Raw genomic sequence first — 23,169 nt, 5'->3', positions numbered from 1 at the left:
GGCGGCTCAGGCTCGGACGGCGACGGTCGCCCGCGGTCGGCCGGTGAGGTCACGCTCGTCACGCACGTCGACCCACTGGCCGGTGCGCTCCAGCGCCGCCGGCAGCAACGCACCCTGGCTGTCGGCGTGCTCCATCACCAGGACCCCACCCGGCCTCAGCAGCACGGCCGCGCGAGCGGCGACGGCGAGCGGGATGGCCAGGCCGTCCTCGCTGCCGCCGTACAGCGCCAGCTCCGGGTCGTGGTCACGGACCTCGGGGTCCACCGGCACCATCCCGACGGGGATGTACGGCGGGTTGGACACGACCACGTCGACGGTCCCGTCAAGCTCGGGGAACGCCGTCGTCGCGTCACCGTGCACGAGGGTCACGTCGAGCCCCGTGTCGGCGACGTTGCGCGCCGCCCAGGCGTGCGCGTCCTCCCCCAGCTCCACGGCATGCACGGTGGCCCGGGGCACCTCGTCGGCGATCGCGAGCGCGATCGCACCGGAGCCGGTGCACAGGTCGACCACGACCGGCTCCGCGTCGACGGCGAGGGCGGCCTCGATCGCCAGGCCGGCCACGACCTCGGTCTCCGGGCGGGGGGTGAACACGCCCGGACCGACCGAGAGCTCGAGGCGGCGGAACGCCGCGCGCCCGGTGAGGTGCTGCAGGGGCACCCGGTCGGCGCGGTGCTCGACGAGGCGTGCGTATGCCGTGGGGTCCGGTGCCGAGGCGCCGAGCACCATCGCGGTCCGCAGCTCCCCCACCGGCCGACCCAGCACGTGGGCGGCGAGGGCGAGCGCGTCGTGCTCCGGTGACGGCACGCCGGCCTCGGACAGCCGGGTCGCCGCGGCCCGCACGGCGGCTCCCAGGTCACCAGCCCCGCTGGCGGCGTCGGTCGTCTCCTCGGTCGGCACGTCGGGCCTACTTCGCCGAGCCCGAGGAGGCCTCGGCGACGGCAGCCATGCGGGCGGCCTCGTCGGCGTCGACCGCGGACTGCACCACGGCGTCGAGCTCGCCGTCCAGCACGGTGTCGAGGTTGTAGGACTTGAAGCCGGTGCGGTGGTCGGACAGGCGGTTCTCGGGGTAGTTGTAGGTGCGGATCCGCTCGCTGCGGTCGACGGTGCGGATCTGGCTGCGCCGCGCGGCACTCGCCTCGGCGTCGGCGGCATCCTGGGCGAGCTGGTGCAGGCGGGCCCGCAGCACCCGCATCGCCGACTCCTTATTCTGGAGCTGGGACTTCTCGTTCTGGCAGGAGACGACGGTGCCGGTCGGCAGGTGGGTGATGCGCACCGCCGAGTCCGTGGTGTTGACCGACTGGCCGCCGGGTCCGGAGCTGCGGTAGACGTCGATCTTGAGGTCGTTGGCGTCGATGACGACCTCGACCTCCTCAGCCTCGGGCATGACGAGCACGCCTGCTGCCGAGGTGTGGATGCGCCCCTGGCTCTCGGTCACGGGCACCCGCTGCACTCGGTGCACCCCGCCCTCGTACTTCAGCCGCGCCCACGGGGCGTCGCCGGGCTGCGGGGTGCCCTTGGCCTTCACGGCCATCCGGACGTCCTTGTAGCCGCCGAGGTCGGACTCGGTCGCGTCGATGAGCTCGGTCTTCCAGCCCCGCCGCTCGGCGTACCGCAGGTACATCCGCAGCAGGTCGCCGGCGAACAGCGCCGACTCCTCGCCACCCTCCCCCGCCTTGACCTCGAGGATCACGTCGCGGTCGTCGTCGGGGTCGCGCGGCACGAGCAGGCGGCGCAGCCTGTCCTCGGCGGCTTCGAGGGTGGCCTCGAGCGAGGGCACCTCCGCAGCGAACTCCGCGTCCTCCTTGGCCATCTCGCGCGCGGCGGCGAGGTCGTCGGTGGCCGCGTGCCACGCGTGGTAGGCGGCGACCGTGGGGCCCAGCGCGGCATACCTCTTGTTGAGCCGGCGGACCAGGTCCTGGTCGCCGAACACCGCGGGATCGGCCAGCTGCTGCTCGAGGTCGGCGTGCTCGGCGACGAGGGCGGCGGCGGACTCCAACATGGGGGGGCTCCTCGGGTGGTGCGGTGATGGCGCTGGGCGGTGCGGGGTCCGCCCGTGGCGGGTAAAGCAATGCGCCGGCCCTGACCACGAGGGTCAGGACCGGCGCATCGGGAAAGCTACTTGCTCTCGGCCACGGCCTTCTTGCCGTAGCGGGCCTCGAAGCGGGCCACGCGACCACCGGTGTCGAGGATCTTCTGCTTGCCGGTGTAGAACGGGTGGCACTGCGAGCAGACCTCGGCGCGCATCTGGCCGGAGGTGGCCGTGCTGCGGGTCACGAACGTGCTGCCACAGGTGCAGGTCACGGTCGTCTCGACGTACTCGGGGTGGATGTCCTTCTTCACTTCGCGCTCCTTGAGTCATGAGGCCGGGTCGGCCGGGCGGAGTGCCCTGGCTGCCGTGAACCGGCCAGCGGTCAAGTGTGCCAGACAGCGGCGCACATCTCCTAAACGGTGGGAGCCGGTTGCTCATTCCCACCGGCCGACCGCGGGGATCGCGTCCCGGAGCCGTTCGCGGTCCGAGAGGTGGACGACGGGGCCGTGAGCAGCGGGAGGCTGATCGTCATGGTCGTCCCCTCCCCCTCCACCGAGACGAAGGTCAGCGTGCCGGCGTGCCCCTCGACGATCGCCCGGACGATGGCCAGGCCGAGGCCGGTGCCCGGGATCGCCTGGGCGTTGGCGTTGGAAGCCCGGAAGAACCGGTCGAACAGCTTGGCCTGGTCCTTCGCCGGGATGCCGATTCCGGTGTCGGCGACGACGATCTCGACGGTGCGGCCGACCGCCCGGGTCGTGATCGAGGCCACCCCTCCGGCCGGGGTGAACTTCACGGCGTTGGACCCCAGGTTGATTAGGGCGCGTTCGAGCTGGATCCGGTCGACGTGCACCTTGAGGCACGGGTCGACGGCATGGATGACGAGCTGCACCGACCCGCGGGCCGCCACGGGCTGGAGCATCTCGGTCACCCCGCGCACGACATCGCTGACCAGCACGTCCTCCGGGTCGGACTCCAGGCCGGTCGCCTCGATCTTGTTGAGCACGAGCAGGTCCTCGATGAGCCCGCGGAGCCTGGTCGCGTTGCGCCCGATCACGCGCAGGGCCGACCCCTGAGCGTCCTCGAGGCCGCCGTAGTCGCCGTCCTCGAGGAGCTCGAGGTACCCGCTGATGGAGGTGAGCGGGGTGCGCAGCTCGTGGCTGACCGTGGCCATGAAGTCGGTCTTCTGGCGGTCGAGCTCGGTCAGCCGACGCACCTGCTCGAGCTGCATCTCGTTGAGCCGCAGCTGGGTGATCGTCTGGGCCAGGTACCCGGCGCACTGCTGCACCGCCTGGATCTCGAACCGCCGCCAGCGTCGGTAGATGTCGACGGTCATGAGGGCCAGGACCCCCAGCCCGCGCTCTCCCACCCCCACCGGCACCATCACCATCGACCTCGCACCGGTGGCGCGATGGAAGGCGGCGGCTCGCTCGTCCCGGGCGACCTCGGGGTCGAGCAGGTCGCGGATGACGAAGACGGATCCCTCGCGTCGCAGCTCACGGTTGACGTCGGGGACGCTGCGGGCCAGCGACGGCGGCAGCGGAGGCAGTGGCGGAAGGTCCTCCCGGTGCCACTGGACCCGCTCCTCGACCGCCTCCTCACCGTCGCCGAGCGTGTAGAGCAGGACCCGGTCGGCGCTCATGGCCGTGCCGAGGTGCGAGCAGACCAGCTGGAGGACTTCCTCGATGTCGTCGACGCTGCGCACCATCTGGGCGACCTGGAGGACGAGCTCGTGCATGTGCAGGACCTGGGCCTGCTCCTCCATGAGGGCCCGGTTGGTGGTCGTCAGGTCGTTGAAGTCCTCTGCCAGCGCCCGGATCTCGGCCGCCCCCGACCTCGAGTCGGCGCGCGCCAGGCCGTCCCCGGCGCGCTGGCGCCCGACGACACCGCGCAACAGGACGATCGGACGCGAGAGCGAGCCCTCGATGGTGCGCCACATGAGGTAGGCGCCGACGGTGGACAAGAGGGTCAGGGCGGCCATGAGCACCAGCAGCCGGTCGAAGGCACCGGCGACGCGTTCGCGGGTCTTCAACCGCTCGGCCACCAGCTGCGACTCAAGGCTCGTGGAAGCGGCCCGGAAGGCGTCGAAGCGCTGGTCGGCTGCTGCGACCACCTCCGCCCGGGTCCTGCGCTCCGCCCCGGACCTGGACCGGTCGACGACGTCGAACCACGCGCGCGCGGCGGCCTCCTGCTCGCGACTCAGCTGGAGGTACCGCGTCCGCTCCGCCTTGGGGAGCACGTCGCGACCCAGGGCGGCCTGCTGTCGGTCGACCAGCACCTGGATGGAGGTGAGGGACGCCTGCATCTGCGAGTCCGCGCCGGTGGCGGACCCAACGAGCTCCCGGCTCCACCTGGCGTTGGCATCGGCCATCTCCTGGCGCACGGCGGCCGTGGCGTCGAGGGCCGGCGACAGGGCCTGGCTGCCGCGAGCCGTGTCGCGGGAGTTGTCGTGGACGGTCAGCAGCGCCGCGCCCGCGACGACGGGGACGATGCAGAGCATCGTCACCACCAGCAGGCGCAGCTGGGCAGCGACCGACCACTGGGCCGGCCGGCTCACGACTCCACCTCGTCGAAGCCGGTCCGGGTCATGACACCCCAGACCTGCTTCTTGCCCCGCAGGCTCGCCCACCAGCCCGACAACCGCCAGAAGACGGTGAGCTGTCGGTAGCCGAAGTTCTCCAGCACCGCGGCGGCGACCGTGGCGGCCAGGTCACGCCAGCGCGTGTAGCGGTGGAAGGCCCACTCCTCCACCGACATCGCAGCGAGGGTGACGAGGATGGCCAGCCCGTAGGCGAGGACGAGGAAGAGGATGGCGTAGGGGATGTTCACGATGCCGAGCGCGAGGCCGAGCAGGACGACGATGATCCCGAAGGCCTCGAGCAACGGGGCGAACAGCTCGAACAGCCAGTAGTACGGGAGGGCGAGCGCGCCGATGCGGCCGTACCTGCGGCGGAACATCATCCCGCGATAGGCCCACAGCGTCTCCCACAGGCCCCGGTGCCACCTGCGCCGCTGGCGCGCCAGCACGGCGAAGGTCGACGGGACCTCGGTCCAGCACACCGGTTCGGGGACGAACTCGACGCTGTAGTCGCGACCGGTGTCGATCATGTGCTTGTGGATGTGCAGCATCAGCTCGAAGTCCTCGCCGATGCTGTCCGGGTCCAGGCCACCGACCTCGACCACGACGTCGCGACGGAACATGCCGAAGGCGCCGCTGATGAGGATGAGCATGCCGAGGCGGGACCAGCCGGTGCGACCGATGAGGAAGGCCCGGAGGTACTCCACCACCTGGATCCGGGCCAGCCACGTCTTGGGCATGGCGAGCTTGACGAGCCGTCCCGAGACGACGCGGCTGCCGTTGACCGCGCGGATCGTGCCGCCGGTCGCCACCATGCGGGTGGGGTCGTCGGTGAACGGCTTGCTGACGCGCAGGAGGGCGTCCGGCTCGAGGATCGAGTCGGCGTCGATCACCGCCACGAGGGGCTCGACGGCGGCGTTGATGCCGGCGTTGATCGCCTCCGAGCGGCCCGAGTTGGTCTTGCGCACGACGACCAGGCGGGTGTGACCGTCGCGCGGGACGTGCACCTCGGTGATCAGCGAACGCAACGGGATGTCCTGCGGGACCTGGCGCGGGATCCGGATCAGGTCGAAGGCGTCGCGCAGCAGCGCGAAGGTGTCGTCGGTGCTGCCGTCGTCGACGATGACGACCTCGTGGCGCGGGTAGCGCAGGGAGAGCATCGCCTTGGCCGACGTCACGACGCCGACCTCCTCGTTGTAGGTGGGCACGATGACCGACACACCTAGGGCGAGCTCGCCGCCCAGGGTGTCCACGGAGGCGTCTCGCATGCGCAGATAGCGCCGAAACTGCAGCCCAGCGGTGCAGATGAGGACGACGAACGACAGGTTGATCAGGGTGAAGTAGACCAGGATCGGGATCGAGGTGACGGCGTACAACCACTGGACCGTCGAGCGGAGTCCGTCGATGAACGTGTTCACGACGTCCCGGCCCTCAGCCCGGCCAGCACGAGCGCCGTCCCCGCCGCCGGCTCCGACCGTCGGTCCTGCAGGGTGCGCATGCCGAGCGGTCCGATCTGGACGAGGGAATGGGCGGCCAGCTCGGCGAGGCGGGTGTCGGGGTCGAGCAGGAGGGCGACGAGGGGCCCGAGGGCGTCGGCGGAGCCGATGCGACCCAGGGCCCTCGCGCAGGCACGACGCAGGTCGGTGGGCGCTCCCTGCGCCGTGTGGCGGGCCAGGAGGTCGATCTCCGAGTCCCGGCCGATGAGCCCCAGCGCCTCGGCCGCCTCGACCCGCACCGTGAGATCGGGATCGGAGTCGACGAGCTCGCGCAGCTCGGGCAGGGCCGGCACGAAGGTGCCGACGCCGGCGACGTGCGCGGCCACCATCCGGGTGCGGGGCGCGGGGTTGCGCATGGCGGCCCGCAGCACCGGCGTGATCTCGAAGCCCATCTCGAGGAGGGCGTCGGCGGCAAGCCCCGCGGGGATGCCACCACCGGCACCGACCGAACGAAGCAGGGGGGCGGCCAGCCAGGGGTCGGCGAGGTAGGCCGCGGCATACGCAGCGCTGGCGCGCACGTCGGACGCCTCGTCCTCGAGCGCCTCGGAGATCAGTGCAGAGCAGTCGTCGACCCGCGCCAGGCCCAGCAGCTGGACCGCGCGGGCACGGTGCACCGGCGAGCGGTGGGCGATGTCGGCCCTGGCCCGGTCGATCGCACCGTGCTCCTCGAGCACGGTGACGAGCTGGCTGGCGGGTTCACCACGCACCTTGGCGAGCAGGCCGACGGCCGCGTGGTCGATGGCGTCCGCAGTCTTTCCACGGGCACTGCGCAGCGCCGGCAGGCCGTCCGGCTCGCCCGCGGCCAGCTCGATGAGCGCTCCGCGCACGGGCGCGAGCGCGAGAGCGGTCCGGCTCTCGCGACGCAGCCGGGTCACCTTGGAGACGACGACGCTGAGCGCGAGGGTCAGGCAGGCCAGCAGGACCAAGAGCTCGATGCCCAGGAGCAGCTGCCGGGTGGTCACCGGGCTCGAGCGAGCATGCCGTTCACCCGGTGCAGGAGCTCCCGGGGGCTGAACGGCTTGATCACGTAGTCGTCCGCACCGACGGCGAAACCGGTGTCGACGTCGCTGTCACGCGACTTCGCGCTGAGCAGCAGCACCGGCACGGCGCCGTGCTCGCTGTCGCGGATCTTGCGCAGCACGTCGATGCCGGACAGCCCGGGCATCATGACGTCGAGGATGACCAGCGCCGGACGCTGGGCCTGGAAGGACTCCCACGCAGCCAGTCCGTCGCCCACAGCCTCGACGGCGTACCCGGACTGCGTGAGCTTGAACTCCACGAGGTCTCGGATGTCGGGGTCGTCGTCGGCAATGAGCACGCGGGCCCCATCGGGCATGGCCACGGCTGGTCCTTTCGTCAGTCCTGCATCACTACGGTGCATTACATCAAATGTATGGGGTGCGGCAGGCAATGGTCCGCGTCAGGCCGCATCCGTGGCGTTCCCTTGGCAAATAGAGCCGAACGGATTACTTCCCGCCTCCCACGACCAGAGGAAGACGCGACACCACGGAATGAACGCGACGGGTGGGCGCAGACGAAGGAGCCCGGCACCAGGTCGGTGCCGGGCTCCGTCCGGTCCGGTCCCAGGGACCGGTGGTGACCGGTGTCAGCTGTTCTCGTCGTGCGGCTTCAGCGAGGAGTTCTGCTGGACCTGCATGAGGAACTCGACGTTGCTCTTGGTCTTCTTGAGCCTGTCGATGAGCAGCTCGATCCCCTGCTGCTGGTCGAGGGCGGCCAGCACCCGACGCAGCTTCCACATGATCTTGAGCTCCTCACCGGAGAGGAGGAGCTCCTCCTTGCGGGTGCCCGAGTTGTTGATGTCGACCGCGGGGAAGATCCGGCGGTTGGACAGGCCACGGTCGAGCTTGAGCTCCATGTTGCCGGTGCCCTTGAACTCCTCGAAGATCACCTCGTCCATGCGCGACCCGGTCTCCACCAGCGCTGTGGCGAGGATGGTCAGCGAGCCGCCGTCCTCGATGTTGCGCGCGGCACCGAAGAACTTCTTCGGCGGGTAGAGGGCGGCGCTGTCGACACCACCGGACAGGATGCGACCACTCGCCGGTGCGGCGAGGTTGTAGGCACGGCCCAGCTTGGTGATCGAGTCCAGCAGCACGACGACGTCGTGGCCCATCTCCACGAGCCGCTTGGCCCGCTCGATGGCCAGCTCGGCCACCGTGGTGTGGTCCTCGGCGGGACGGTCGAAGGTGGAGGAGATGACCTCGCCCTTGACCGCGCGCTGCATGTCGGTGACCTCCTCGGGACGCTCGTCCACCAGGACGACCATGAGGTGGCACTCGGGGTTGTTCGTCGTGATCGCGTTGGCGATGGCCTGCATGACCATCGTCTTGCCGGCCTTGGCCGGGGCGACGATGAGTCCGCGCTGGCCCTTGCCGATGGGGGCGACGAGGTCGATCACCCGGGTGGTGAGCAGGCCGGCCTCGGTCTCCAGACGTAGCCGCTGCTGGGGATACAACGGCGTGAGCTTGCCGAACTCGACCCGCTTGCGGGCCTCGTCGGGGGTCATGCCGTTGACCGTGTCGAGACGCACGAGCGCGTTGAACTTCTGGCGCTGGCTCTGCTGCTGGTCCTCGACCTGCGCCTTCACCGCACCGGTGATGGCATCGCCCTTGCGCATGCCGTTCTTCTTGACGGTGCCCAGCGGGACGTAGACGTCGTTGTTGCCCGGCAGGTAGCCCGAGGTGCGCACGAAGGCGTAGTTTTCCAGGACGTCGAGGATGCCTGCCACGGGGATGAGGACGTCGTCCTCGGCCACCTGGGGCTCGGACTCGTAGTCCCCGCCGTACTGACGGTCGGTGCGACCCCGCTTGTCACGGTTGCGACTGCGGTTGCGGTTGCGCCGACGGCCGCGGCCGTCGCCGTCCTCGTCGCCGTAGCCCTGGTCCTGCTGGCCCTGGTTCTGGCCGCCCTGGTTCTGGCCGCCCTGGTTCTGGCCACCCTGGTTCTGGCCACCCTGGTTCTGGGCGCGGTGGTTCGGGTTCTGGCCACCCTGGTGCTGGTTGCCGCCCTGGGTCCCCCGGTCGTGCTGGCGGTCGTCACGCTCTTCGCGCTCGGACCGGTCGCCCCGGGCGTTCCGGTCACCTTGTTGGCGGTCGTTCCGGTCGTTCCGGTCGTTCCGGTCGTCCCGCTCGCCCTGCTGACGATCACCCCGCGTGCTGCGCTCGGACTGGCCCCGCTCGTCACGCTCGGTGGAGCGGTCGGCGCGGTTCTGCTGCCCGTCGCCCCGCTCGCTGCGGACCCGGTCGTCACGGTCCTGGCTGCGCTCGGCCTCCCCCCGGTCCGCCGGGGTCTCGGTCTGCGGGCGCTCGGCACGACGCTCGGCAGCGCGGGCGGCCCGCTCGGCGCGGGCACGCTGACGCTCGGCTCGCGCCTGCTCGGCCCCGGCCCGCGGGGACTCGGTGCGTGGAGCCTCGGTGGTCGAGGCCTCCTGGGGCTGGGAGTCGGTGCGCTGGGACCCGGCGTCCGCCGGCTCCGTGGTCGCGGACCCGGCGCGCAGGGACTCGCTGCGGGCGGACCCGGTGTTCGCGGGCTCGGTGCGAGCGGGCTCGGTGCGAGCTGACTCGGTGCGAGCGGGCTCGCTGCGAGGCGACTCTGCCGCCGGACGCTCCTCTGCCGCAGCCTCACGCCGGGGCGCGGAGCCTCCGGACTGGCGGTCCTTGATGGCGGCGACGAGGTCGCCCTTGCGCATCTTCGCGGTGCCGGCGATGCCCATGCTCGCGGCCAGGCCCTGGAGCTCAGCCACCTTCATGGTGCTCAGTGCACCGGAGCGGCGCGGCTTCTCGTCCTGCGACGGCGCAGTTCCGAGAGTGGTGGTGTCTGTCACGAAGGATCCTTCCCCCTCGTATGCGGCCGGGTTCAGATCCCGAGCCGGTGCGTGGGTCGGCAGCGGCCGACCGGTGGAGCCACATGCAGCACGGTGAGGCCAGGGCAGCGAAGGCTGCCGTCATGTGGAGGGTGCAGCTCGCTGGTGTTCCGCGAAGGGGCGGCACCGGCGGCGAGTGCGTGCTCAATGTAACACCGTTACCTTGGCCAGAAGTCCAACGTGCGCAGATTGTCTCCTAGCGCGCAAGCACGCTGACCTGCGCTCCTTCGGCCGGCACCCCGGGATCGAGGACCTGCCACGCGGTGTCGACGAGGGCGGCCACGGAGCCCACCGCGTCGCGCGTCGACAGGACGAGCACCGAGGGTCCCGCGCCCGAGATGACCGCGGCGTGCCCGGCCGCGCGCAGTCGGTCGACGAGCTCCATCGAGCCGCCGAAGGACTCCCGTCGAGCCTCCTGGTGCAGCCACTCCCGTGTGCCGGCGAGGAGGTGCTCCGGGTGGTCGGTCAGGGCCTGCACGAGCAGTGCCGACCGGGCGGAGTTGAGGGCGGCGTCCCCGTGACGCACGTGGGTCGGCAGGACCGACCTCGCCTTCGCGGTCGACAGCTGGGTCGCCGGCACGAGGACCAGGACGCGGACCTCAGGATGCAGGGACAGCCGCACGGTGTGCGTTCCGTCCCCGTCGCTGTCCGACCACGACAGGGTCAGGCCGCCGTAGACCGACGCCGAGGAGTTGTCCGGGTGTCCCTCGAGCCTGGCCGCGAGCGTGTTGGCGAAGGCGAGGTCGACCGGGCCCTCGGCACCGCGGCATACGTCGTGCAAGGCTTGTGCCGCAACGATTCCCGTGACGATCGCCGTGGCTGACGAACCCAGCCCACGTCCGTGCGGCACCTCGTTGCGACACTGCAGGAGCAGCCCTGCCGGAGCGCCGACCCCGAGCTCCTCCCAGGCGCGCACCATCGAGCGGTGGACGAGGTGCGTCGCGTCCCGCGGGACGTCGGCCGCACCCTCCCCCTCGACCTCGATGCGAAGGCCGGGGCTCTCGGTGATCGTGGCGACGCAGCTGTCCCACAGCCCGAGCGCCAAGCCGACGGAGTCGAACCCGGGCCCGAGGTTGGCGCTGCTCGCCGGCACCCGCACCTCGACCGCCGCCCCGGGGGCCAGGGCAGCGCCCATCAGCCGTCCAGTCCCAGGGCCTGAGCCGCGGTGAAGGCGTCGACCGACACCCTCGTGGGGGTGACGTCGGAACCGTCGGCGTTGCGCAGGGCCCACTGCGGGTCCTTCAGCCCGTGACCGGTCACGGTGCACACGATGGTGGCGCCGGCCGGCACGTGCCCCGCCTCGGCCGCCTGGAGCAGGCCGGCGACGGATGCCGCGGAGCCGGGCTCGACGAAGATGCCCTCCCGGGCCGACAGGACGCGGTGGGCGTGCAGGATCTGCTCGTCCGTGACGGACTCGATGCGACCGCCGGAGTCGTCGCGGGCCTGCTCGGCCTGCTTCCACGAGGCGGGGTTGCCGATGCGGATCGCCGTGGCGATGGTGTCGGGGTCGTCGACGGGGTGGCCCAGGACGATCGGCGCTGCACCGGCGGCCTGGAAGCCCCACATCTGCGGCAGCGTCCTCGCCGGACCGGGCTGCTCGGAGTCGCGGTGGTACTCGCGATAGCCCTTCCAGTAGGCCGTGATGTTGCCGGCGTTGCCGACAGGCAGGCAGTGGATGTCAGGGGCGTCGCCCAGCGCGTCGACGACCTCGAAGGCGGCGGTCTTCTGCCCCTCGATGCGGGCCGGGTTGACCGAGTTGACGAGCTCGACGGGGTAGGCCTCTGCGAGCTTGCGGGCCAGGGTCAGGCAGTCGTCGAAGTTGCCGTCGACCTGCAGCAGGGTTGCCCCGTGGGCGATCGCCTGGCTGAGCTTGCCCATCGCGATCTTGCCGTCGGGCACGAGGACCGCACACGTCATACCGGCCTTGGTCGCGTAGGCGGCCGCGCTGGCACTGGTGTTGCCGGTGGACGCGCAGATGACGGCCTTCGCGCCGTTGCGGGCGGCGACGGAGATGGCGGCGGTCATGCCGCGGTCCTTGAACGAGCCGGTGGGGTTCAGCCCCTCGTACTTGACGAACACGTTCGCCCCGGTGAGCGAGGACAGGTGCTCGGCCGGGATGAGCGGGGTGCCGCCCTCCTGGAGCGTGATGACCGGCGCGCCCGCGAGGGTCGGCAGGCGGTCGGCGTACTCGCGGATGACGCCCTTCCACATCGTGGCCATCAGGCTCCCTCCACCCTCATCACGGACGTGACCTCGTGCACGGTGTCCAAGGCGGCGAGCGCCTCGACGGTCGCCGACAGTGCAGCGTCCGTCGCCGTGTGGGTCACCACGACCAGGCTGGCGCGGGTCTGGCCACCCTCGTCGTCGACGACGACCTGCTGGCGCACCGTCTCGATCGACACGTCGTGGGCGGCGAACGCGGTGGCCACCTGGGCGAGGACACCGGGACGGTCGGCCACGGCGAGGCTGATGTGGTACCTCGTCAACGCCTGGCCCATGCCCAGGACGGGCAGGTCGGCGTAGGCCGACTCCCCCGGTCCGCGGCCACCACCGACGCGGTGGCGGGCCACGGCCACGACGTCACCGAGCACCGCGCTGGCCGTCGGGTCCCCGCCGGCGCCCTTGCCGTAGAACATGAGCTGACCCGCGGCGTCGGCCTCGACGAACACCGCGTTGAACGCGTCGCGCACGCCCCCCAGCGGATGCGACCTGGGGATCATCGCCGGGTGCACCCGGACACTGACCCCGGGGGTCAGGACGCCGTCCTCGCCGGGCACCTCGGTGCGCTCGCAGATCGCGAGCAGCTTGACGACACAGTCCATCTCGCGCGCGGCCTGCACGTCGGCGGCGCTCACCTCGGTGATCCCCTCGCGGTAGACCTGGTCGCTGGAGACCCGCGTGTGGAAGGCCAGGGAGGCGAGGATCGCAGCCTTGGCCGCGGCGTCGAACCCCTCGACGTCGGCCGTCGGGTCGGCCTCGGCGTAGCCGAGCGCCTGCGCCTGCTCGACGGCCTCGGCGAAGCCGAGGCCGGTGGTGTCCATCTTGTCGAGGACGTAGTTGGTGGTGCCGTTGACGATGCCGAGCACCTTGCGGACGTCGTCACCGGCGAGCGACTCGCGGATGGGTCGCAGGATCGGTATGGCGCCCGCCACCGCGGCCTCGTAGTAGAGGTCCACGCCGTGCTGGGCCGCAGAGGCGTACAGGCTGGGACCGGCCTCGGCGAGCAGCGCCTTGTTCGCGGAGACGACGGAGGCGCCGTGCGCCATCGCCTTCTCGATCAGCCCGCGAGCCGGCTCGATGCCGCCGATCACCTCGACGACGATGTCGGCGCGCGTCACGAGGGAGTCGGCGTCGGTGGTGAACAGTGCCGGGTCGACCGGCAGGTCGGAGCGGTCCCGACCGGCCCGGCGGACCGCGATGCCCACGAGCTCGAGCGGGCGGCCCACCCGGGCAGCCAGGTCGTCGGCGTGCTCGGTGAGCATGCGGGCCACCGAGGACCCGACCACGCCGCACCCGAGCAGGGCGACCCGCAGGGGCTCGCCTGCCGTCACCTTCTGGCTGTCACTCACGACGTGCTCCTCAGCGCCCCGGAGGGCTTGGTTGCGGTCCGGCCATCGTGCCGTGTGACCACGTGGTGGACGCTCATTGTTCCGTCATCCGGACGTTCTCGGGAAACCCGGGCCGACGCCCGCGAGATGTCCTCAGCCCACATCGAGCGCCAGCAGATCCTCCACGGTCTCGCGCCGCACGACGACCCGGGCCCGTCCGTCGCGGACGGCGACCACCGGCGGCCGGGGCGTGTGGTTGTACTGGCTGGCCATGCTGCGGCAGTAGGCCCCGGTCCCGGGGACCGCGATGAGGTCACCCGCGGCGATGTCGTCGGGGAGGTACTCGTCCATGACGACGATGTCGCCGCTCTCGCAGTGCTTGCCGACCACGCGCGCCAACCGCGGTCCGGCCTCGGAGCGGCGGCTCGCCAGCGTGCACGAGTAGTCCGCGTCGTACAGCGCGGTGCGGATGTTGTCGCTCATCCCGCCGTCGACGGACACGTAGGTGCGCTTGAGCCCTCCCCCGAGCTCCACGTCCTTGACGGTCCCCACCTCGTAGAGGGTGAAGGTGCTCGGGCCGGCGATCGCGCGGCCCGGCTCGATCGAGATCTTCGGCGCCTGCGTGCCTGCGCTCCCGTCGCCGACCGACTTCAGCTCGCGCGCGACCAGGTCGGCCATCTGCGCGCCGAGCTCGCGCGGCGCCAACGGGGAGTGCTCGGACGTGTAGGCGATGCCGTAGCCGCCGCCGAGGTCGAGCTCGGGCATGTGGACCCCGTGGACCCGGGCCACCTCGGCGTGCAGGCCGATGAGCCGGCGGGCGGAGACCTCGAAGCCGGAGGTGTCGAAGATCTGGCTGCCGATGTGGGAGTGCAGTCCCAGCAGGTCGAGGGTGTCGGCGTGCCCGAGGATGCGGACGATCGCCTCGGCGGCGCGACCCCCGGCGAGGGAGAACCCGAACTTCTGGTCCTCGTGCGCCGTAGCGATGAACTCGTGGGTGTGCGCCTCGACGCCGACCGTGACCCGCACCATGACCGGCGCGCGGACGCCGAGCTCGGCTGCAACCTCGGCCACGCGCTCGATCTCCTCGAACGAGTCGACGACGATGCGCCCGACACCGTAGGCCAGCGCCTGGCGGATCTCCGCGACGCTCTTGTTGTTGCCGTGCAAGCCGATCCGTTGCGCCGGGAACCCCGCCCGCTGCGCCACGGCAAGCTCACCACCGGAGCAGACGTCGAGGCAGAGCCCCTCGTCCGCGACCCAGCGGGCCACCTCGGTGCACAGGAACGCCTTGCCGGCGTAGTAGACGTCGACGCCGCCGAGCTCGGCGAACGGCTCGGCGAACTCGTCGCGGAACGCCCGGGCCCGTGCGCGGAAGTCCTCCTCGTCGACGACGTATGCAGCCGTGCCGAACTCGCGCGCCAGGCTCACCACGTCGAGACCACCCACGGTCAGCCGTCCGTCGGCGTCGCGCGTCACGGTCTGCGGCCACAGCTGCGGCATCAGCTCGTTGACGTCGCCGGGCGTGGGCAGCCAGTGCGGTGGTCCGCCGTACCCCTCGGCGTGGAGGGCACCGGCCTCGTGAGCGCGCATGGACTACATCCTGTCGGGTGCGGAGACTCCCAGGAGGTCCAGTCCGTTGGCCAAGACCTGCCGGGTGGCGTCGTTGAGCCACAGCCGGCTGCGGTGCAGGTCGGTGACCTCCTCGTCGGCGGTCATCGGCCGCACGCGGCAGGTGTCGTACCACTTGTGGAAGTGGCCGGCGAGGTCCTCGAGGTACCGGGCCACCCGGTGCGGCTCACGCAGGTGGGCCGCCTGGGCCACGACCCGCGGGAAGTCGCCCAGGATGGCGAGCAGGGCGGCCTCGGTGGGGTCGGACAGGAGCGAGGGGTCGAAGCCGTCCGCCCGCGATACGCCGTCCTCGCCCGCGAGCCGCGCGACGTTGGACGTGCGCGCGTGGGCGTACTGCACGTAGAAGACCGGGTTGTCGTTGGTCTGCTTGCGCAGCTCCTCACCGTCGAGCGACAGCGGGCTGTCGGCGGGGTACCGGGCCAGGGAGTAGCGGATCGAGTCGGTGCCGATCCAGCTGATGAGGTCGCGCAGCTCGATGATGTTGCCGGCGCGCTTGGACAGCTTGGCGCCCCCGAGGTTGACCAGCTGGCCGATCTGCACCTCGATGTTGTGCTCGGGGTCGTCGCCCGCGCAGGCCGCGATCGCCTTGAGCCGGTTGATGTAGCCGTGGTGGTCGGCGCCGAGGAGGTAGATCTTCTCGTCGAAGCCGCGGTCCTTCTTGGACAGGTAGTAGGCGGCGTCGGCGGCGAAGTACGTGGGCTCGCCGTTGGCCCGGATCATCACGCGGTCGCGGTCGTCGGTGAAGTCGGTGGTGCGCAGCCAGACCGCGTCGTCCTGGTCGAAGACGTGGCCCTGCTCGCGGAGCCGGTCCACCGCCTGCGTCACGGCACCCGACTCGTGCAGCTCCGTCTCGGAGAACCACACGTCGAAGTGCACCCCGAAGTCGGCGAGGGTGTCCTTGATGTCCTGCAGCTGCGCGGCGTACGCGAGCGCACGCGCCTCGGCCAGCGCCTCGTCGGCAGGCAGCTCGAGCAGGTCGGGACGCGCGGCGAGCGCCTGCGCCGCCAGGTCCGCGACGTAGGCGCCCGGGTAGCCACCCTCGGGTGTGGGCTCCCCCTTGGCGCTCGCGAGGACGGAGGCGGCGAACTTGTCCATCTGCGCGCCAGCATCGTTGATGTAGTACTCGGTCGTCACGGTGGCGCCCGAGGCCTTGAGCAACCGGCTCATGGCGTCGCCGAGGGCAGCCCAGCGGGTGTGACCGAGGTGCAGCGGGCCGGTCGGGTTGGCCGAGATGAACTCGACGTTGATGACGTGGCCCGCCTCGGACTCGTTGTGTCCGTAGGCCGCCCCCGACTCGACGATGCTGCGGGCGAGCTCGCCGGCCGATGCTGCGTCCAGGGTGATGTTGAGGAACCCGGGTCCGGCGATGTCGACGGCCTTGACTCCGTCGACCCGGCCGAGGCGCTCGGCGAGCAGCGCGGCGACGTCGCGCGGCGGCATACCGGCGAGCTTGGCCAGCTGCAGCGCGACGTTGGTGGACCAGTCGCCGTGGTCGCGGTTCCTCGGACGCTCCACACGGACCTCGGCAGGCACGTCCACGGCGAGGTCACCAGCGGCGACGGCGTCGGTCAGGGCGGTGCGGAGGGCAGCGGCGAGCTGTTCGGGAGTCACGCGGCAAGTCTAGGGGGCCGTCTCGGGCGGGTCCGTGCACGTCGTCGGAGCACCGTCGAGGAGGGCGGTCGCACGGCCGGTGGACACCCACCCAAGCGCCGCAGGCCTCGTTCAGGGAGCCGGGGTGTGGGCCCTGCCCCCGGTCACGAAGCCGGCCACGAGCCGCATGAGGTACTCGGGGTCGAACGGCTTGGCGACGAACGCGTCGAGCCCGGACGCCGTGGCCTGGGTCCGGTCGTGCTGCTGCACCGAGGCGGTCACCATGATCACCGGGATGTCGGCCAGTCGGGGGTCGCTGCGGATCCGCGCGATCGCCCACCAGCCGTCGCGCGGCAGCATCTGCGCATCCAGGGTGATCGCCCCCGGCAGCGGCAGGCCGGAGTCGGCGCGCTCCTGCAGACGGGCGAGGAGCTGGCTCCCGTCGGTCGCCTCCTCCACGTCGTACCCCTCCAGCTCGAGGTTCAGCCGGATCAGGCGGCGGATCGGCTCGGTGTCATCGCACACCATGACCAGTCCCCCGTGTTCCATGCGGGCCACCCTAGGCTGCTACCCTCACCGGGCGCGCCTTTCACACGGCGTAGTACGGCCCCCGTAGCTCAGGGGATAGAGCACCGCCCTCCGGAGGCGGGAGCGCAGGTTCGAATCCTGCCGGGGGCACCAGCCCAGCATCGAGATGGTGGCAGGCCGCACTCTCCCCACCAGGAGAGAGCGGCTTGCCACCTTTTCGTTATCGCCGGCAAGCGTCGCCTGTGGATGACGGGCCGGCCGTATGGCGCCGCTGCGGCACCCTGCTGCTCATGCCCAGCCGCCCGTCCCACCTCCCCTCGGACCTCGCTGGACGGGCCTTCAGCACCCAGCTGGGACGCGAGGCAGGCCTGACGACGGGTCGGATGAGGGGTGCAGACCTCGAACGGCCATTCCACGGAGTGCGCAGACCGGCCCCGGTTGGTGGGACGGCTGACGGTCGGGGTGCGGGGCAACGAGCACCACCGCCCGCTGCACGTGATGCGTCCGTCGTCACGCAATCCCATCGAGCGCCCCGAGACGAGGCCCCACCTCGGGCTCGAGTCGCGCCAGGTCGTCATCCTGCGTGGCCTGCGAGTGGTGTCGATCGTCGACACCTGGGTCGACCTGGCCGCCCTGCTCGGTGTGGAGGACCTGGTCGTCGTCGGCGACCGGATCGCACGGCTTGCGGGCAGCCTCGAGCCCTTGCACCACGCCCTCGCCCGACGGGCAACCAGTCGGGGGCCACGCGGGATCCGGGCGCTCAAGGAGGCCATCGCATGGGTGCGGCTCGGAGCGGACTCCCCGATGGAGACCCGCAGCCGCCTGCTCTTCTGCCGCCACGGTCTCCCCGAACCCGAGATCAACGTCCCGGTCATGACCGCCAACGGGGCGGGATTTCTCTGCCGGGGTGACTTCGTCTGGCGGGACAAGAAGGTGATCGGTGAGTACCAAGGCGGCCACCACTTCGGCAGCTTCGCCCGGGGCGACAAGGACATCTCGCGTCGGCTGCTGCTGCAGGACGACGGCTGGAAGTACGTGGAGCTGACCCGGTCGGACCACACCAACCCGGCGCGGAGGTGGGCGCTGCTGCAGCGGCTGGCCACACATCTCGGCGTCGAGGTGGTGGCAGACCGACCGCATCCGGCCTGGACGGGACGGTTTGCCACCACCTCGAAGTGCGGGTGAGGGCAGCGACGGGTAAGCGGGTCAGCGTTGGGAGGCGTCGGCGACCTCACCGACGAGCTCTTCGATGACGTCCTCGAGGAAGACGACACCGATGTCGCCACCCTCGGTGTCGACGACCCGGGCCAGGTGGGCTCCGGTGCGCTGCATCGTCCGCAGCACCTCCTCGACCTCGTCGGCCGCCTGGACCGTCGCCAGCTTGCGGACCCGCTTCACCGGGACGGCGATCGAGCGCTCCGTGTCGTCGGCGTAGAGCACGTCCTTGAGGTGGAGGTAGCCGGCGAGGGCGCCTGTCTGGTCGACCATGGGGTAGCGGGAGAACCCACGCTTGGCGACGAGCCGCTCGACGTCGTCAGGGCTGGCGGTCAGGGGAAGCGTCACCAGGTCGCCCAGCGCCACGGCCACGTCGACCGCGTCCTTGTCGCTGAACTCCAGGGCCGCACCGACGAGGCCGTGCTGCCCCTCCTCGATGAGCCCCTCGTGGTGGCTCTCGGCGAGGATGTGCTCGACCTCCTCGACGGTGAACGTGGAGGCGATCTCGTCCTTGGGCTCCACCCCGAACAGGCGCACCAACGACTTGGCCAGGCGCTCCATGACGGTGATGACCGGGCGCAGCACGCGGGTGATGAACAGCAGAACGGGCACGAGCACGAGGGCTGCGCGCTCCGGTCCCGCGAGCGCGAGGTTCTTGGGGATCATCTCGCCGACGACGACGTGCAGGTAGACGACGACCAGCAGGGCGAGCGCCAGGGCTGCCCCGTCGGCGACGCCGGTCGGCAGGCCGAGGTGCCGGACCACGGGCTCGAGGGCGTGGTGCAGAGCCGCCTCGGAGACCGCACCGAGCAGCACCGAGCACACCGTGATGCCGAGCTGCGCGCAGGCGAGAAGGGACCCCATCTGCTCCAGGGCGTCGAGACAGGTCTGCGCACGCCGGGACCCTGCGGAAGCGAGCGGCTCGAGGGTGGATCGCCGCGCGGCCATCGCCGCGAACTCGGCCCCCACGAAGAACGCGTTGAGCAGGAGCAGCAGGACCGTCACCCAGACGGCGCCGGCGCTCATGCGCCCTCCTCCGTATGGCGCGGGGCCGGCTGGGACGCATCGGACCCCTTCTGCCCGGGGCTGGCCTGGGGTGGGGCGCCCGTGCTGTCGGCAGCTCCAACGTGGGTGGATCCCTTGTCGGTGGCCCCGTCGTCACGGGCCCGGCCGTCGCTTGCCCCGTCCTCACTCGCCCCGTCGGGGACCGCATCAGGGTCGTCGGCGCGGAACCGCAGCCGGTCGGCCCGCATACCGTCCATCGCGAGGACCGTGATCTCCCAGCCGGGGATCTCCACACGATCGCCCACGACGGGGATGCGGCCCAGTTCGGCCATGACGAAGCCACCGGTGGTCTCGTAGGCCGGGCCGTCCGGCACCTCGGCGCCGAGCCGGTCGCGCACCTCGTCGGGTCGCCACAGGCCGGGGACGGTCCACGACCCGTCGGTGAGCTCCCTGCCGGTGGTGCGGAACACGTCGTGCTCGTCGGACACCTCACCGACGATCTCCTCGACCACGTCCTCGAGGGTGACGATGCCGGCGGTGCCGCCGTACTCGTCGACGACGATGGCCAGCTGCAGGCCGTGCTCGCGCAGCATGAGCAGCAGCGGGTCGAGGCGGATCGTCTCGGGCACCAGCAGCGGCGGGACCATGAGGGCGGACACGGGGACGTCGTGGCGGCGCTCGTGCGGGACCGCGATGGCGCGCTTGACGTGCACGACGCCGTCGATGTCGTCCCAGTCCTCGCCGGTCACCGGGAAGCGCGAGTGGCCGGTGCGCCGGGCGAGGCGCACGACGTCGTCGGCGGTGGCGGTGCGTTCGATCGAGGTGGACCGGGCCCGCGGGCTCATCACGTCGGCCGCGGTCTGCTCACCGAACCCCAGGGACCGGGCGACGAGCCGGGCCGTGCCCTGGTCGAGCGTCCCTGCCTCGGCGGAACGGCGGACGAGAGAGGTGAGCTCCTGCGGGGTCCGCGCCCCGGAGAGCTCCTCCTGTGGTGTGATGCCGAGCGCCCGGAGGAAGAGGTTGGCCGAACCGTTGAGCACGACGATCAGCGGGCGGGAGACGACCGCGAACATCCGGACCGGGCGCGCCACGACCTTGGCCGTGGCCAGGGGCGCCGAGATGCCGAGGAACTGAGGCAGCAGCTCGCCGAACACCATGGAGAACAACGTCGCGATGAGCAGCGCCAGCCCGGCGGAGACCGACGCGAGCGTCGGGCCCGAGAGGCCGGCCGCACCCAGCGGCGTCTCCAGGAGGCGTCCGATCGACGGGGTGGCGATGAACCCCAGGATGAGGGTCGTCAGGGTGATGCCCACCTGCGCCGCCGACAGCTGGGTGGAGAGCCGGCGCAGGGACGAGAGCACGGGTTCGGCCCCGACATCACCCCCGTCGATGGCCTTCTGGACGGTGGGGCGGTCCAGCGCCACCAGGGAGAACTCGGTCGCCACGAAGACAGCGGTCCCGATCGTCAGTGCCACGCCCGCGAGGACCAGTAACCATTCGGTCATAGTGCGGCCATCCTAGGGTCGACCTCCCTCACCGGCCGACTGCGCGACCGGCCCGGCACCCCTGACACGACGCGCCGAGGCCCAACCCCTTTGACCCTCACCCTGCGTGAGTTGGGAGGATGGCGCCCATGATCACCAGACCGGGGGAACGATGACCACCACAGCGACCACCAGACCACCGACCACGCCCCGCGAAGGCGCTCGCATCGAGGTGCGTGACCTCACCAAGCGGTTCGGCCACTTCACGGCCGTCGACAACCTGTCCTTCACCGTCGAGCCCGGCCGGATCACCGGCTTCCTCGGGCCCAACGGCGCCGGCAAGACCACCACCCTGCGCATGCTCCTCGGCCTGATCTCACCGTCGAGCGGCTCCGCGACCATCGGCGGTCGGGTCTACCGCGACATCCCCTCGCCGATGTCGACGGTCGGGTCGGCGCTCGAGGCCACGAACTTCCACCCCGGCCGTTCCGGGCGCGACCACCTGCGCGTCCTCGCCGACACCATGGGCGTCGGCAACGCCCGGGTCGACGAGATGCTTGAGCTCGTGGGGATCCCCGCGGCCGCCCGCAAGCGCGCCGGCGGCTACTCGATGGGTATGCGGCAGCGCCTCGGCCTCGCTGCGGCGATGCTCGGCGACCCCCAGGTGCTCATCCTCGACGAGCCGGCCAACGGCCTGGACCCCGAGGGCATCCGCTGGTTGCGCGGCTTCCTGCGCCACCTGTCCGGCCAGGGCAAGACGGTCCTGATCTCTAGCCACATGCTCCAGGAGGTGGAGCAGACCGTCGACGACGTCGTCATCATCTCCAACGGTCGGCTGGTCAAGCAGGGCACCATGGCTGACCTGCACGGCAAGGGCGGGGCGATCGTGCGCACCACCGACGCCGAGGCGCTCGCCGGTGCACTGCGCGTCGCCGACCTGATCAGCAGCCCGCACGACGACGGCCTCCACGTCGAGACGTCCGACCTTCGCCTCGTGGGCGACGTCGCGCTGCGGGCCGGACTGCCGATCTACGAGCTGCGGGTCGCCACGACCGACCTCGAGGACGTCTTCTTCCAGCTCACCGAAGGAACCAACCGCAACCTCGGTGGCGGGACACCCGCTGAACGAGACGCCGTCGCCGGCCAGGAAGGGGCGAACGCATGACCGCCGCAGTGCGCGCAGAGTTCCGCAAGTTCTTCACGACGCGCATGTGGTGGGGCATGGCCATCGCCATCTTCGTCGCCGGTGCCGGCCTGTCCGTGCTCTTCGGCTTCCTCCTCACGCAGCCGCAGGATCCCACCGACGCCGCCCGGGGCATCCCGACCGGCACCCCTGAGCAGGTCGCCAACAGCGTGTACACCAGCGGGTTGCAGGTGGGCTACCTCCTGCTCCTGGTCATCGGGGTCATGCAGATCGGCAGCGAGTACCGACACAAGACCATCACGAGCACGTTCCTCAGCGTTCCGCGGCGCGTGCGCCTGATGTGGGCCAAGGTCATCGCCCTACTGGGGATCGGCGTGGTCTACGGCCTCATCTCGATGGTTGCCTCCGTGGTTGCCGGCGCCATCGTGCTGTCGGCCCGGGGCCACGAGGCGTTCCCGACCGCGGGTGTCATCCGCACCCTCGTCCTCAGCCTGCTGGTCCTCGGCCTGTGGGCGCTGATCGGCCTCGGTGCGGGGATCCTCATCCCCAACCAGGTCGCTGCCCTGCTCATCTCGGTGGGCGTCGCCTGGATCGTCGAACCCATCGCGGGCGTGCTGCTCGGGCTGTGGGACTGGGGCCGTGAGCACATCGTCATGTACCTGCCCACCGCCGCCTCCCAGGCCGTCGTCAACGGCGTGACGCAGAGCGGGCCCAACGCTGCGCCGCACCTCGAGTGGTGGGCCGGCGCGTTGGTGCTCGCCGCGTATGCCGCGGTGCTGGCGGGGTTCGGGTCCTGGCGCACCGTCCACAGCGACATCAGCTGACCACCGCTGCTCCAGCGGGCGTCGCGGGGCCGGTTTCCGTCGGGAAGCCGGCCCCGCGGCATACCCGCAGGTGGGAGGGCGTGGGACCGATGGCGGGCGGCGTGTCCGAATCCGTCTCACCCGCGTGCCCCTGAGCACACCAACGGGGATAGTCTGGGTGCATCTGTTGCCCGTCATTGCCGACGCTACGAAAGAGGCGTATCCGCCGTGCCCGACCAGTCC

19 protein-coding genes and 1 tRNA gene are annotated in these 23,169 nt (G+C 71.2%); 4 read left to right on the top strand and 16 right to left on the bottom strand.

Going from position 1 to position 23,169, the window contains the following annotated elements; genetic code table 11:
* Positions 1–6 precede the first annotated feature (6 nt).
* From prmC to ABEG17_RS13295, 14 genes are all read right to left on the bottom strand, one after another.
* The gene (gene prmC, locus ABEG17_RS13360) at positions 7–897 is read right to left on the bottom strand and encodes a peptide chain release factor N(5)-glutamine methyltransferase (protein ID WP_406829969.1); all 891 of its coding nucleotides are present in this window, start codon (positions 895–897) and stop codon (positions 7–9) included.
* A 7-nt stretch (positions 898–904) separates the two neighbouring features.
* Entirely contained in the window at positions 905–1,999 is a 1,095-nt protein-coding gene (gene prfA / locus ABEG17_RS13355; RefSeq protein WP_406829968.1) for a peptide chain release factor 1, read from the bottom strand.
* A gap of 116 nt (positions 2,000–2,115) precedes the next feature.
* The gene (gene rpmE, locus ABEG17_RS13350; RefSeq protein ID WP_406829967.1) at positions 2,116–2,340 is read right to left on the bottom strand and encodes a 50S ribosomal protein L31; all 225 of its coding nucleotides are present in this window, start codon (positions 2,338–2,340) and stop codon (positions 2,116–2,118) included.
* 101 nt (positions 2,341–2,441) lie between these two features.
* Positions 2,442–4,583: an ATP-binding protein gene (locus tag ABEG17_RS13345; protein WP_406829966.1), complete on the bottom strand. Its 2,142-nt coding sequence runs from the start codon at positions 4,581–4,583 to the stop codon at positions 2,442–2,444.
* On the bottom strand, positions 4,580–6,022 hold the full coding sequence (locus tag ABEG17_RS13340; protein WP_406829965.1) for a glycosyltransferase family 2 protein: 1,443 nt from the start codon (positions 6,020–6,022) through the stop codon (positions 4,580–4,582). Before ABEG17_RS13340 ends, ABEG17_RS13345 begins: the two co-directional genes overlap by 4 nt.
* Entirely contained in the window at positions 6,019–7,062 is a 1,044-nt protein-coding gene (locus tag ABEG17_RS13335) for a HEAT repeat domain-containing protein (RefSeq protein ID WP_406829964.1), read from the bottom strand. Before ABEG17_RS13335 ends, ABEG17_RS13340 begins: the two co-directional genes overlap by 4 nt.
* Positions 7,059–7,436, bottom strand: coding sequence for a response regulator transcription factor (locus ABEG17_RS13330; protein WP_406833203.1), 378 nt, complete (start codon positions 7,434–7,436; stop codon positions 7,059–7,061). Before ABEG17_RS13330 ends, ABEG17_RS13335 begins: the two co-directional genes overlap by 4 nt.
* 270 nt (positions 7,437–7,706) lie before the next feature.
* Positions 7,707–9,866 (bottom strand): transcription termination factor Rho, encoded by a 2,160-nt coding sequence (gene rho / locus ABEG17_RS13325; RefSeq protein ID WP_406833202.1) that lies wholly within the window; start codon positions 9,864–9,866, stop codon positions 7,707–7,709.
* Positions 9,867–10,176: 310 nt separating this feature from the next.
* Positions 10,177–11,115, bottom strand: a complete 939-nt coding sequence (gene thrB, locus ABEG17_RS13320) for a homoserine kinase (protein ID WP_406829963.1) — start codon at positions 11,113–11,115, stop codon at positions 10,177–10,179.
* On the bottom strand, positions 11,115–12,200 hold the full coding sequence (thrC, locus tag ABEG17_RS13315) for a threonine synthase (RefSeq protein WP_406829962.1): 1,086 nt from the start codon (positions 12,198–12,200) through the stop codon (positions 11,115–11,117). Before thrC ends, thrB begins: the two co-directional genes overlap by 1 nt.
* Positions 12,200–13,549, bottom strand: coding sequence for a homoserine dehydrogenase (locus ABEG17_RS13310; protein WP_406829961.1), 1,350 nt, complete (start codon positions 13,547–13,549; stop codon positions 12,200–12,202). The genes thrC and ABEG17_RS13310 overlap by 1 nt, the downstream gene beginning before the upstream one ends.
* Before the next feature lie 132 nt (positions 13,550–13,681).
* Positions 13,682–15,118 (bottom strand): diaminopimelate decarboxylase, encoded by a 1,437-nt coding sequence (gene lysA, locus ABEG17_RS13305; protein WP_406829960.1) that lies wholly within the window; start codon positions 15,116–15,118, stop codon positions 13,682–13,684.
* A 3-nt stretch (positions 15,119–15,121) separates the two neighbouring features.
* A complete protein-coding gene (gene argS / locus ABEG17_RS13300; RefSeq protein WP_406829959.1) occupies positions 15,122–16,768 on the bottom strand; it encodes an arginine--tRNA ligase in 1,647 nt (548 codons plus the stop codon).
* Between the two features lie 111 nt (positions 16,769–16,879).
* On the bottom strand, positions 16,880–17,296 hold the full coding sequence (locus ABEG17_RS13295) for a PleD family two-component system response regulator (protein ID WP_406829958.1): 417 nt from the start codon (positions 17,294–17,296) through the stop codon (positions 16,880–16,882).
* A gap of 57 nt (positions 17,297–17,353) precedes the next feature.
* Between ABEG17_RS13295 and ABEG17_RS13290 the strand changes: the two genes are divergently transcribed.
* Positions 17,354–17,428, top strand: a tRNA-Arg gene (locus tag ABEG17_RS13290).
* Between the two features lie 237 nt (positions 17,429–17,665).
* The gene (locus ABEG17_RS13285) at positions 17,666–18,460 is read left to right on the top strand and encodes a hypothetical protein (RefSeq protein ID WP_406829957.1); all 795 of its coding nucleotides are present in this window, start codon (positions 17,666–17,668) and stop codon (positions 18,458–18,460) included.
* A 21-nt stretch (positions 18,461–18,481) separates the two neighbouring features.
* Here the strand turns inward: ABEG17_RS13285 and ABEG17_RS13280 are convergent, their stop codons facing one another.
* Together ABEG17_RS13280 and ABEG17_RS13275 are read right to left on the bottom strand one after the other, a co-directional pair.
* Complete coding sequence (locus ABEG17_RS13280; protein ID WP_406829956.1) at positions 18,482–19,516, bottom strand: hemolysin family protein; 1,035 nt, start codon at positions 19,514–19,516, stop codon at positions 18,482–18,484.
* Positions 19,513–21,000: a hemolysin family protein gene (locus ABEG17_RS13275; protein WP_406829955.1), complete on the bottom strand. Its 1,488-nt coding sequence runs from the start codon at positions 20,998–21,000 to the stop codon at positions 19,513–19,515. Before ABEG17_RS13275 ends, ABEG17_RS13280 begins: the two co-directional genes overlap by 4 nt.
* Positions 21,001–21,151: 151 nt before the next feature.
* Between ABEG17_RS13275 and ABEG17_RS13270 the strand changes: the two genes are divergently transcribed.
* Positions 21,152–22,144, top strand: coding sequence for an ABC transporter ATP-binding protein (locus tag ABEG17_RS13270; RefSeq protein ID WP_406829954.1), 993 nt, complete (start codon positions 21,152–21,154; stop codon positions 22,142–22,144).
* The gene (locus ABEG17_RS13265) at positions 22,141–22,947 is read left to right on the top strand and encodes an ABC transporter permease (protein WP_406829953.1); all 807 of its coding nucleotides are present in this window, start codon (positions 22,141–22,143) and stop codon (positions 22,945–22,947) included. Before ABEG17_RS13270 ends, ABEG17_RS13265 begins: the two co-directional genes overlap by 4 nt.
* Positions 22,948–23,169: the final 222 nt, after the last annotated feature.

This window comes from Pedococcus sp. KACC 23699, from assembly GCF_045348425.1.
In the GTDB taxonomy this organism is placed as follows: Bacteria; Actinomycetota; Actinomycetes; order Actinomycetales; family Dermatophilaceae; genus Pedococcus.
The sequence above is the reverse complement of the archived record's forward strand: the minus strand, read 5'-3'. Positions and strand labels throughout refer to the sequence as shown.

Coding starts and splice junctions, on each gene's coding strand:
- prfA (WP_406829968.1), bottom strand. CDS start 1,999: ATGTTGGAGTCCGCCGCCGCCCTCGTCGCCGAGCACGCCGACCTCGAG.
- thrC (WP_406829962.1), bottom strand. CDS start 12,200: ATGGCCACGATGTGGAAGGGCGTCATCCGCGAGTACGCCGACCGCCTG.
- ABEG17_RS13265 (WP_406829953.1), top strand. CDS start 22,141: ATGACCGCCGCAGTGCGCGCAGAGTTCCGCAAGTTCTTCACGACGCGC.
- ABEG17_RS13280 (WP_406829956.1), bottom strand. CDS start 19,516: ATGAGCGCCGGCGCCGTCTGGGTGACGGTCCTGCTGCTCCTGCTCAAC.
- ABEG17_RS13275 (WP_406829955.1), bottom strand. CDS start 21,000: ATGACCGAATGGTTACTGGTCCTCGCGGGCGTGGCACTGACGATCGGG.
- ABEG17_RS13330 (WP_406833203.1), bottom strand. CDS start 7,436: ATGCCCGATGGGGCCCGCGTGCTCATTGCCGACGACGACCCCGACATC.
- rho (WP_406833202.1), bottom strand. CDS start 9,866: ATGAAGGTGGCTGAGCTCCAGGGCCTGGCCGCGAGCATGGGCATCGCC.
- ABEG17_RS13295 (WP_406829958.1), bottom strand. CDS start 17,296: ATGGAACACGGGGGACTGGTCATGGTGTGCGATGACACCGAGCCGATC.
- ABEG17_RS13270 (WP_406829954.1), top strand. CDS start 21,152: ATGACCACCACAGCGACCACCAGACCACCGACCACGCCCCGCGAAGGC.
- thrB (WP_406829963.1), bottom strand. CDS start 11,115: ATGGGCGCTGCCCTGGCCCCCGGGGCGGCGGTCGAGGTGCGGGTGCCG.
- lysA (WP_406829960.1), bottom strand. CDS start 15,118: ATGCGCGCTCACGAGGCCGGTGCCCTCCACGCCGAGGGGTACGGCGGA.